The following is a 10,430-nucleotide window of genomic DNA, read 5'->3' as shown; positions in this document are numbered from 1 at the left end:
GTACGCAGAGATTCGTTGGAATCGGATTCAAACCCAGTATCGCCCACCAGCAGTAGAAGCCCCTGACCAGCGAAAACGCCGGTCAGGGGCTTTCTTCTTGCCCGCGCGTGGGGAATGCGTGGGGGCGCGCTCCCGAGGGTCAGGTCAGGGCGGGTCGTCGACGAACCGGAAGCGGATCCGGGCCTCGTCCATCGGCACCACGTACGTCGAGGGGTGCCCCGTCGGCCCCGCGGAAGTGGGGCAGGTCCGCGGTGATGCCGTCCACGCCGGGGATCGCCAGCGTCATGGCGAGGAAGCCGGACACCGGGACCCCGTCCTCGGCCAGCTCGATCCCCGGCCGGAGCAGCTCCTCCCACGGCAGCTGCCCGTGCTCGGTGTGGAGCCGCTCCATGCCGGCGACGAAGCCGGGTATGCCGGCACCGCCCGGGGGGATGACCCCGGTCTCGTTGACCACCTCGCGGTAGTCGAAGCTGGTCACCTCCCCGTCCACGGCGACGAGGGCGGCGCCGCCGCCGCCCAGGCCCGAGGTGACCGGCTGCACCACCGCGTCCGCGAAGGCCGCCGCGATGGCGGCGTCGACGGCGGTCCCGCCCTGCTCCAGCATCTCGACGCCGGCCTCCGCGGCCAGGGGGTGTCCGGCCGAGACCCCGTGGACGGCCAACCGGGTGTCGTCGGCGGCCGTCCCGGGCTCTTCGTCCTCGACCCCGTCGCCGGCCGCAGGGGCCGACGTGGTCGTCGCCGCGTCGTCGTCCGGGGGGACGGAGGAGGGCGCGGTGCTGGCCACGACGTCGTCGGTGGCCGGGGGCGGGGTGGTGCTCCCCGTCGGGGCGTCCGGTCCCGGGCCCATGCACCCGGCGAGGAGGACGAGGGCGAGGGAGACCGACGCCAACTGCCGGGGGGACCGCGGCACGGCCGTCATGCGTGCCGGCCTTTCCCCGCGGTGCCCCCGGCCGACCGGGCCCGCGCGGGGGCGGGGCGCATCCACGGGTGCCGCAGCACCCACTCGAGGGGCCCGGGCAGACCCGTGCGCCCCCAGGCGAGCGCGAACAGGTAGAACGTGACGATCATGGCCGTGCTGACCGCTGCACCGACGGGGAAGGAGAGCAGTCCCTCGGGCGGCGGCAGCACCGCCAGGACCAGCACGTGCGCGACGTAGATGCTCAACGCGTAGGTGCGGAGGACCCCCAGCCACCGCAGGGGACGGCCCGGACGCCGGCAGAGCCAGAGGCACACCGCCACGACCATGACCCCGCCGCCGCTGGCACTGACCAGCCACAGCGGCATCTGGCCGTGGGCGACGCCGGTCAGCAGCCGCAGCCAGCCGTCGTCGGCCCGCGGGCCGACGGCCGCGTAGGCGTAGTCGGCCACGAGGCACCCCAGCACCGCGGCCGCGGCCCCCCCCACACCGCCAGCCGACGCAGGACCCGGACGTCCCGCAGGTCGGCCCGGGCGAGCAGCATGCCCACGAGGAAGGGCACCGTCCAGCTGGCCAGCGGGTAGGGGCCGGTGAGGAGGAAGGAGGACAGCCCCGCCAGCGGCGGCGAGGTCAGGCTCACCCCCTCCTCCATGGACGCCACGCCGGGGATGAGCAGGCCGGTGGCGACGATCAGTGCGGGGCCGGCGACGAGGAGGACGGCGGTCAGGGCGGCCAGGGCCCGGGTGCGCAGGCCCCCCACGAGGGGCGCGACCAGGAACAGCAGGGCGTAGGTGGCCAGGATGACGTTCACCCGGTCGGTGAGGGTCTGCAGCAGCAGTCCCAGGACCAGCAGGAGCAGCACCCGCCACGTCAGGGCCCGCCACATCGCCGTGCCGGTGCGTCCCTGCAGGAAGAGGCCCATCCCCAGCCCGGCGACCACCACGAACAGCACCGACGCCCGGCCGTAGGGGACCAGGTAGAGCCGCTCGAGCACGGTGTCGGCGTTGGTGGGTCCCACGTTGACCACGATCATCCCGATGATCGCCAGCCCCCGGGCCGCGTCGAGCCCCAGCAGCCGCGGCCGCGTCCGCGCGGCCGAGGCCGACCCCCTCGTGACGGGGATGCCAGGGCAGCTCCCTCGTTCGTGGGCCCACGCCGTCGGCCCGGTGATCCGGTGGCTTCCACTGTACCGAGCAGGCGCGGGGTCCGGCCCGGCTGGACACGGCGCGGCCCTCTCCGGTGAGGTGGTGCCGTGAGTCCCGCCGAGTCCGGTCCCCCCCGCCACCTGCACCTGCGAGCCGCCGGCACCTCCCTGGTGCTGGAGCTCGTCGACGACCTCCTCCCGGTTGTGCGCCACTGGGGCGTCGACCTGGGCGAGCTGGACCAGGACGACCTCGTCGCGCTCACCCTCGCCGGGCGGGAGGCGCTGGGGGACAGTCCCTTCGACGTGGCGGACAGCGTCGCCCTCCTGCCCGAGCACGGGCGCGCCTGGATCGGCCGGCCCGGCGTGGAGGGCTCCCGGTCCGGCCGGGACTGGTCGCCCGCCTTCCGCACGACCCGGTCCCCGGAGAGCGCGACCGCGCCCGAGGGGACCCAGCGGGTCGTGGTGCACGCGGCCGACCCGGCCGCATACCTCTCCCTGGTGCTGGAGGTCGAGCTGCACCCGGGAGGGCTCCTGCGTTCCCGCTCGACCCTGACGAACACGGGGGAGGAGACCTACGACGTCGGCGCCGTGCGGACCGCCCTGCCGGTGCCCGAGCGGGCCACCGAGCTGCTCGACTTCACCGGCCGGCACACCTACGAGCGCATCCCCCAGCGTCAGCCGTTCTCGGCCGGCGTGCACTCCCGGGAGGTGCGCACCGGGCGTACGGGGCTGGACGCGGTCCACCTGCTCTGCGCCGGCGAGCCGGGCTTCGGCTTCCGGCACGGCCAGGTGTGGGCCGTGCACCTGGGTTGGAGCGGCAACCAGCAGGCCTACGCCGAGCGGCTGTCCAACGGCGCCCGGGTCCTGGGGACAGGGGAGGCGCTGGAGCACGGGGAGGTGCGCCTGGACGCGGGGGAGTCGATGACCACCCCCTGGACGTATGCCGCGCACGGCATCGGCCTCGACGAGGTCGCCGGCCGCTTCCACGCCTGGCTGCGCTCCCGACCGCACGCCCCCTCCCGGCCGCGGCCGGTGACGCTCAACACCTGGGAGGCGGTCTACTTCGAGCAGTCGCTGGAGCGGCTGACCGCGCTGGCCGACCTGGGGGCCCGGGTCGGCGCCGAACGGTTCGTCCTCGACGACGGATGGTTCGGCGGCCGCCGCGACGACACCACGAGCCTGGGCGACTGGGTCGTCTCGCCGGACGTGTGGCCCCAGGGCCTGGGGCCTCTCGTCGACCACGTGCACGGGCTCGGCATGGAGTTCGGGCTGTGGGTGGAGCCGGAGATGGTCAGCCTCGACTCCGACCTGGCCCGGGCGCACCCCGAGTGGTTGTTCAGCGCCGGCGGGCGCCGGGGGTTGGACTCCCGGCAGCAGCAGGTCCTCGACCTGGGTCACCCGGGCGCCTACGCGCACGTGCGCGACCAGATCGTGCACCTGCTGCGGACCTACGACATCGCCTACCTGAAGTGGGACCACAACCGCTACCTCAACGACGCGGGGCACACGCCGGGGGGAGAGCCGGGGGTGCGGGCGCACACGTTGGCGGCCTACCGCCTGATGGACGAGCTACGCGCCGTCCGGCCGGGCCTGGAGATCGAATCCTGCGCCGGCGGCGGCGGGCGCATCGACCTGGGCGTGCTGGACCGGTGCGTGCGGGTGTGGGCCTCGGACTGCATCGACCCGCTGGAGCGGCAGCAGATCCAACGGTGGACCTTCGCCCTGCTGCCCCCCGGCTGGGTCGGCACCCACGTCGGCTCGCCCCGGTCGCACACGACCGGCCGGCGGCACGACCTGTCCTTCCGCGCCCAGACCGCGATCTGGGGCCACATGGGGATCGAGTGGGACCTCACCACCGCCTCCGAGGAGGAGCTCGACGTGCTGGGGCGCTGGGTCGCCTTCCACCGCGAGCACCGCGACCTGCTCCACGGCGGGACGGTCGTCAACGGCGACCACCACGACGAGGACACCTGGGTGCACGGGGTCGTCGCCCAGGACCGCTCGGAGGCGCTCTACGGGGTGGTGTCGGTCCGGCGCCCGGTCTCCGGCCCGGGCCGGGTGCGGCTGCCCGGCCTGGACCCGGAGCGCCGCTACCGGGTGACGGTGCCGGACCCCGGCGGGGACGGCGTCCTGGAGCGACGGCCGATGGTCCCGTGGGCCCGCACCGGGGTGGTCCTGCCCGGACGGGTCCTGGCCGAGGTCGGTCTGCCGATGCTCCCGCTGCACCCCGAGCACACCCATCTCGTGCACGTCGGGGAGGCCCGGTGAGCACGCGGGGCGCGCGTGGGGCCGGGCCCCTGACCTGGCTCGAGCCCGCGGTGGACACGGACGTCGCCGACTCCCTGTCCACGCAGTTCCTCGACCGGTTCGGCGACCTGCCCGACGGGGTCTGGGCGGCCCCCGGCCGGGTCAACCTCGTCGGGGAGCACACCGACTACAACGGCGGCTACGCCCTGCCGCTGGCACTGCCGCACCGGACCTACGCCGCCGTCCGACGTCGGGACGACGGGCTCCTGCGGGTGGCCTCGCTGCAGGCCCCGCACGGCTGGGAGGGTCCCGTCACCACGGTCCGGCAGGGGAGTCCCGACGGGTGGGCGGCCTACGTCGCCGGGGTGGCGTCCGTGCTGGCGGAGCGCGCCGGGGCGGCCGAGGTCGGCATGGACGTCCTCGTCGACGGGCACGTCCCCCTCGGGGCGGGCCTGTCCTCCTCGGCCGCTCTGTCCTGCTCGGCCGGGCTGGCGCTGCGCGACCTGGTGCCGCAGCTCGACGGGCTGTCCGAGGCGGAGCTGGTGGGCGTGTGCGTGCGGGCCGAGAACGAGGTGGCCGGCGCCGCGACCGGCGGGATGGACCAGACCGTCTCGCTGCGGGCGGTCGACGAGCACCTGCTGCTGCTCGACGCGCGCGACCGCAGCGTCGTGCCGGTGGCCTGGACACTGCCCGACCACGAGCTCCTCGTGGTGGACACCCGGGTCCACCACGCCCTGGGCGACGGCCAGTACGAACGGCGACGCCGCACCTGCGAGGAGGCGGCCGCGGCGCTGGGGGTCGGGTCCCTGCGGGAGCTCGACCCGGAGGTGCTCGACCGGGACTGGGAGCGGCCTGCCGGGCCCGCCCGGGTGCTGCACGGCATACCCGACGCCCTGCCCCGGGTCCGGCACGTGCTGACCGAGAACGAGCGGGTGCTGGACCTGGTGGCCGCGCTGCGCGAGCAGGACGTGGCCCGGGTGGGCTCCCTCATGACCGCCTCGCACGCCTCCCTGCGGGACGACTACGAGGTCTCCTGCCCGGAGCTGGACCTGACAGTCGAGGCCGCGCTCGGGGCCGGAGCCCCTGGGGCCCGGATGACCGGAGGCGGCTTCGGCGGGTCGGCGGTCGTGCTCGTGGCCAGGACCGAGGTGGAGCAGGTCGCGGAGTCGGTGGCGCAGGCGTTCGCCCGGGAGGGGCTGGACGCCCCGGCCTTCCTGCACGCCGTGCCCGGGCCGCCCGCCCACCGGGTCCGCTGAGGCCCCTGCCGCCGGGCCGGCGGCTCAGGCCGGCGCGACCAGCTCAGCGGCCTGGCGGGCGATCTCGTACTCCTCGTTCGTCGGGACCACCCACACGGCCACCGAGCTCTCCGGGGTGCTGATCAGCGCCTCGGTGTGGGCCGCCTCGTTGGCCGCCTCGTCCAGCCGCAGGCCGAACCCGGCGAGCCGCTCCACGACGGCGGCGCGCACGAGCGGGCTGTGCTCCCCGATGCCGGCGGTGAAGGCGATCACGTCCAGCCGTCCCAGCACCGCGGCATACGCCCCCACGTAGTGCACCAGCCGGTGCACGACCACGTCGAAGGCGAGCCGCGCGTCGGGGTCGCCCTCCTCCATCCGGCGCCCCACGTCGCGCATGTCGGCCGACCCGGTCAGACCCAGCAGGCCGCTCTCCTTGGACAGCGCCCGGTCGTAGTCCTCGACCGCCAGCCCGGCCACCTCGGCCAGGTGGCGGGGCAGACCCGGGTCGACGTCGCCGGGGCGGGTGCCCATGACCAGGCCCTCGAGCGGGGTGAGGCCCATCGAGGTGTCCACGCTGCGCCCGCCGTCCACCGCGGTGGCGCTGGCCCCGTTGCCCAGGTGCAGCACGATGGTGGCCAGCTCCTCCACCGGGCGCCCGACGAGGTCGGCCACCCGCCGGGAGACGTAGGCGTGCGAGGTGCCGTGGAAGCCGTAGCGGCGGACGCGGTACTGCTCGCGCCAGGACCGCGGCACGGCGTAGGTGGAGGCCTCCGGCGGCATGGACTGGTGGAACGCGGTGTCGAAGACCGCCACCTGCGGCACGTCCGGGAACACCTGCCGGGCGACCTCGATGCCCTGCAGGTTGCCCGGGTTGTGCAGCGGGGCCAGCGGGATCAGCCGGCGCACGGCGTCGAGCACGGCGGGGGTCACCACGGTGGGCTCGCTGAAGTCCGCACCGCCGTGGACCACCCGGTGGCCGACCGCGACGAGCTCGACCTCGGCCAGGTCGGGCCCGTGCTCGGCGAAGGCGGCACGCAGCAGCTCCATGGCGCGGACGTGGTCGGGGACGGTGGTCTCGTGCGTGTGCGTGCCCGAGGCGCAGGTGTGCCGCACCCGCCCGGCAGGCAGCCCGATCCGCTCGACGAGCCCGGTGGCGTCGGAGGCGCCGGTGTCGGGGTCGACGAGCTGGTACTTCAGGGAGGACGAGCCCGCGTTGACGACGAGCACGCGCCGGGTGCCGGGGGAGAGTTCGCCGGTCGTTGCCATGTCAGCCCCTCGCCTGGATGCCGGTGATCGCCACCGTGTTGATGATGTCGCGCACGGTCGCCCCGCGGGACAGATCGTTGACGGGGGCGTTGAGCCCCTGCAGGACCGGGCCGATGGCGATGGCGCCGGCGCTTCGCTGGACGGCCTTGTAGGTGTTGTTGCCGGTGTTGAGGTCCGGGAAGATCAGCACCGTGGCCCGGCCGGCGACGGGGGAGTCCTTCATCTTGGTCGCCGCGACGGTCGGGTCGACGGCCGCGTCGTACTGGAGCGGGCCCTCGACCAGCAGCTCCGGGGCCTGCTCCCGGACCAGTGCCGTTGCCGCGCGGACCTTCTCGACGTCCGCGCCGGACCCCGAGCCGCCGGTGGAGTAGGACAGCATCGCCAGCCGGGGGTCGACCCCGAACTTGGCGGCCGTGCGCGCCGAGGAGACCGCGATGTCGGCCAGCTGCTCGGCGGTGGGGTCGGGGTTGATGGCGCAGTCGCCGTAGACGAGCACCCGGTCGGCCAGCAGCATGAAGAAGACGCTGGAGACGACCGAGACCCCGGGCGCGGTGCGGATGACCTCCAGCGCGGGCCGGATCGTGTGGGCGGTGGTCGTGATCGAGCCGGACACCATGCCGTCGGACCGGCCGCCGTGCACCATCATCGTGCCGAAGTAGGCGGGGTCGGCCACGACGTCCCAGGCGTGCTCCAGGGTGACGCCCTTGTGGGCCCGCAGGCGGGCGTACTCCTCGGCGAAGCCCTGCCGCAGGTCGCTGGTCTGGGGGTCCACGACCGCGGCCTCGTCGAGGTGCAGGCCGAGGGTGGCCGCACGGGCCCGCACCTCGTCCTCGTCGCCGAGCAGCGTCAGCCGGGCGACCCGCCGTGCCAGGAGGGTGTCCGCGGCCCGCAGGATCCGGTCCTCCATGCCCTCCGGCAGGACGATGTGGGCGTCGGCAGCGCGGGCCCGGGCGGTCAGCTCGTGCTCGAACATCAGCGGGGTGATCACCCGGGGACCGGCCGAGCCCACCGGGTGGTGCCCGCCGACGGGCAGCAGCACGTCCATGTCGACGTGCTCGTGGACCAGGGTGCGGGCGCGCTCGATCTTGCGGGTCGAGCCGGGGCCGATGCGGGCGTGCACGCGGGAGATGGCGGTGGCCGTGGTCATCGTCCCGGTGGTGCAGGTGACGACCGGGAGCTCGACGCCGACGCCCTCGACCAGGCGGTGGACCTGCTCGCTGGGCAGGAAGCCACCGTTGAGGAGGATGCCCGACATGGACGGGAAGGTGGAGGCGCGGTGGGCCAGCAGCGTGGCCAGCAGCACCTCCTCCCGGTCGCCGGGGCAGATGAGGGCGCAGCCCTCGTGCAGCCGGTCCAGCACGTGCGGCATCGTCATCCCGGCCACGACCATGCCGGTGACCTCGCGGTCCAGCAGCGTCTCCTCGCCGAGCAGCAGGCGGCCGTCGACGGCGCCCATGAGGTCGCGCATCGTCGGGGCGCTCAGCAACGGGTCGCCCGGCACGGTGAAGACCGGCACCCCCGCGCCGACGTTGGCCCGTCGCTTGCCGGTGGGCGTCACCTCCGAGCGGAGCCGCTCGACGATGCCCGCCCGGACCGCCTCGCCCTGCTCGGACGGGACCCGGTTGGCGATCACCGCGGCGACGTCGGCGTGCCGGCTGCGCGCCTCGGAGTAGATCACCTGGGCGGCGGTGACGCTCTCGTCCACCGACCGGTCGCGGCAGGGCACGACCAGGACCATGGCCGCGCCCAGGTGGGCGGCGATCGTGGCGTTGACGGAGAACTCCGTGGGGGCCGGCACGCCGGTGAAGTCCGAGCCGACGACGAGCACGGTGTCGTGCTCGGCGGCGTAGGCGTGGAAGCGCTCGACCGCGGTGCCCACGGCGGCCTCCTGCCCGCGGTGGACGTCGTCGTAGGTCACGCCCACCGCCGCGGACGGGTCGGCGGGGGAGGTCGACATCGGGTGCAGCAGCTCGAGCAGCGGGTCGTGGGCGGTGTCGAGGACCACGGGGCGGAACACCCCCACCCGCCCCCCGCGGGCGCACAGCTCGGCCAGCAGACCGACGGCCAGGGCGGACTTGCCGGACTGCGTCTCGGCCGAGGACAGGTAGAGCGCGTTGACCACGGTCCAGAGCCTAGCCCCGTCGCCTCCGTGCGAGAGTGACCCCCATGGGAGCTGGTATGCCGCAGGTGCGGGTATGGGTCGACGGTCACCTGGTCCGGCCGGACGAACCGGCCCTGACGCCGCTGGACCACGGGATCACCGTGGGGGACGGGGTCTTCGAGACCGCCAAGGTCGTCGACGGGCAGGTCTTCGCCCTGTCCCGGCACCACGACCGGATGGACCGGTCCTTGGCGGGGCTCGGGCTGGCGCCGTTGGACCGGGACCGGGTGCAGGAGGGCATCGAGGCCGTCCTGGCCATGGCGCCGATGCCCTTCGGACGGCTCCGGTGGACCGTCACCGCCGGACCCGGCCCCCTGGGCAGCGACCGCGGGACGGAGGGCACGACATACCTCGTCACCGCCCAGGAGCAGGAGCCCCCGCCGCGCACGACCGCGGTGGCCGTCGTTCCCTGGGCGCGCAACGAGAAGGGTGCGCTGACCGGGCTGAAGACGACCTCCTACGCCGACAACGTGGTCGCGCTCGCGGCGGCCAAGCGGGCAGGCGCCGCCGAGGCCCTGCTGCCGAACACGGCCGGCGAGCTGTGCGAGGGGACCGGGTCCAACGTCTTCGTCGTGCTCGGCGACGTGGTGATGACGCCGGCGCTGACCGCCGGACCGCTGGCGGGCGTCACGAGGGACCTCACGATCGAGTGGCTGCGCGACGAAGGGGTGGAGGTGGTCGAGGGGCACCTGCCGATGGCCGTGCTCGACGAGGCCGACGAGGTGTGGATCACCTCCTCGGTGCGGGACGTCTGCGCGGTCACCCGGATCGAGGTGACCGGCCCCGCCACGACGGCGACCGGGCTTGAGCTCGCGGCGCCCGTCGTCATGCCGCGATCGCTGGGGGAGGAGGCCGGTCCGACCACCCGTCTGGCCCAGGAGGTGTTCGCCCGCCGGGCGGCCGCAGACGTCGACCCCTGAGCCTCGACGGCCCCTGAGCCCGGCGGGCCCCCGAGCCCGGCGGGCCCCCGAGCCCGGCGGGTCGGTCCCGGACGCAGGCGGGTCCGACGGAGCTCCTGAGTCCCCCTGTTCAGCACCCCCGACACACGCCCCACGACTGCGGTCTGCTGGTGCCCGAACCGGTAGGCAGGCACACCCTGCAGGCGTACGCGAGCTGTGCACAACTCTTGCAGGGTTCGAACAGGTGTCCTAAGATGGGGTCAGCGGCGAGGGTATCGACGCCGGGGGAGGAGGGGTTCGATGAGTCGCAGTGTCGGTGGTCGAGAGGTGTCCTGGGTGGCCGGTGGTGGTGGCCAGTCCGNTGGGAGGACCTGGAGCCCTACGACGGGGAGGCGTGCGCGGTGGGGGAGTCGTTGGAGTGGCAGGAGCTGGCCGGCCCTGGGGCCTGGGCGGAGCCTGCGGTCGAGCACGACCAAGGGCTGACGTTGCGGGATCCGGTCGGGGCCGTGGGTCGTGTCCTGTCCGACCTCGGTCTGGGGGCTGCGACCGTGGAGGCGATGGC

General features: G+C 74.7%; 8 protein-coding genes. 3 read left to right on the top strand and 5 right to left on the bottom strand.

The window, feature by feature from the left end:
- Positions 1-139 precede the first annotated feature (139 nt).
- From FJR00_RS15355 to FJR00_RS15345, 3 genes are read right to left on the bottom strand one after another with little or no spacing between them, the layout of a single operon-like run.
- Positions 140-919 carry a gamma-glutamyltransferase gene (locus tag FJR00_RS15355; RefSeq protein WP_141339575.1) on the bottom strand — a complete coding sequence of 260 codons (780 nt, stop codon included), beginning with the start codon at positions 917-919 and terminating at the stop codon, positions 140-142.
- Entirely contained in the window at positions 916-1,368 is a 453-nt protein-coding gene (locus FJR00_RS15350; RefSeq protein ID WP_141339573.1) for a DUF418 domain-containing protein, read from the bottom strand. The genes FJR00_RS15355 and FJR00_RS15350 overlap by 4 nt, the downstream gene beginning before the upstream one ends.
- Complete coding sequence (locus tag FJR00_RS15345) at positions 1,305-1,934, bottom strand: hypothetical protein (RefSeq protein WP_238330542.1); 630 nt, start codon at positions 1,932-1,934, stop codon at positions 1,305-1,307. The genes FJR00_RS15350 and FJR00_RS15345 overlap by 64 nt, the downstream gene beginning before the upstream one ends.
- Positions 1,935-2,168: 234 nt before the next feature.
- Here FJR00_RS15345 and FJR00_RS15340 point away from each other — a divergent pair, with 234 nt between their 5' ends.
- Positions 2,169-4,328: an alpha-galactosidase gene (locus tag FJR00_RS15340; protein ID WP_202876702.1), complete on the top strand. Its 2,160-nt coding sequence runs from the start codon at positions 2,169-2,171 to the stop codon at positions 4,326-4,328.
- The gene (gene galK, locus FJR00_RS15335; RefSeq protein WP_238330541.1) at positions 4,325-5,563 is read left to right on the top strand and encodes a galactokinase; all 1,239 of its coding nucleotides are present in this window, start codon (positions 4,325-4,327) and stop codon (positions 5,561-5,563) included. Before FJR00_RS15340 ends, galK begins: the two co-directional genes overlap by 4 nt.
- A gap of 24 nt (positions 5,564-5,587) precedes the next feature.
- Here the strand turns inward: galK and FJR00_RS15330 are convergent, their stop codons facing one another.
- Entirely contained in the window at positions 5,588-6,808 is a 1,221-nt protein-coding gene (locus FJR00_RS15330; protein WP_141339569.1) for an acetate/propionate family kinase, read from the bottom strand.
- A 1-nt stretch (position 6,809) separates the two neighbouring features.
- Entirely contained in the window at positions 6,810-8,930 is a 2,121-nt protein-coding gene (gene pta, locus FJR00_RS15325; protein ID WP_141339567.1) for a phosphate acetyltransferase, read from the bottom strand.
- A 44-nt stretch (positions 8,931-8,974) separates the two neighbouring features.
- Here pta and FJR00_RS15320 point away from each other — a divergent pair, with 44 nt between their 5' ends.
- Positions 8,975-9,889, top strand: coding sequence for an aminotransferase class IV (locus tag FJR00_RS15320; RefSeq protein WP_238330540.1), 915 nt, complete (start codon positions 8,975-8,977; stop codon positions 9,887-9,889).
- The last annotated feature ends 541 nt before the right edge of the window (positions 9,890-10,430 follow it).

The sequence above is a fragment of the Ornithinimicrobium kibberense genome, from assembly GCF_006519705.1.
GTDB lineage: Bacteria > Actinomycetota > Actinomycetes > Actinomycetales > Dermatophilaceae > Ornithinicoccus > Ornithinicoccus kibberensis.
This window is presented reverse-complemented; position numbering and strand designations above follow the sequence as displayed.

Excerpts from the sequence above, each read along its gene's own strand:
- FJR00_RS15355 (WP_141339575.1), bottom strand. The coding sequence starts at position 919 with ATGACGGCCGTGCCGCGGTCCCCCCGGCAGTTGGCGTCGGTCTCCCTC.
- FJR00_RS15330 (WP_141339569.1), bottom strand. The coding sequence starts at position 6,808 with ATGGCAACGACCGGCGAACTCTCCCCCGGCACCCGGCGCGTGCTCGTC.
- FJR00_RS15320 (WP_238330540.1), top strand. The coding sequence starts at position 8,975 with ATGGGAGCTGGTATGCCGCAGGTGCGGGTATGGGTCGACGGTCACCTG.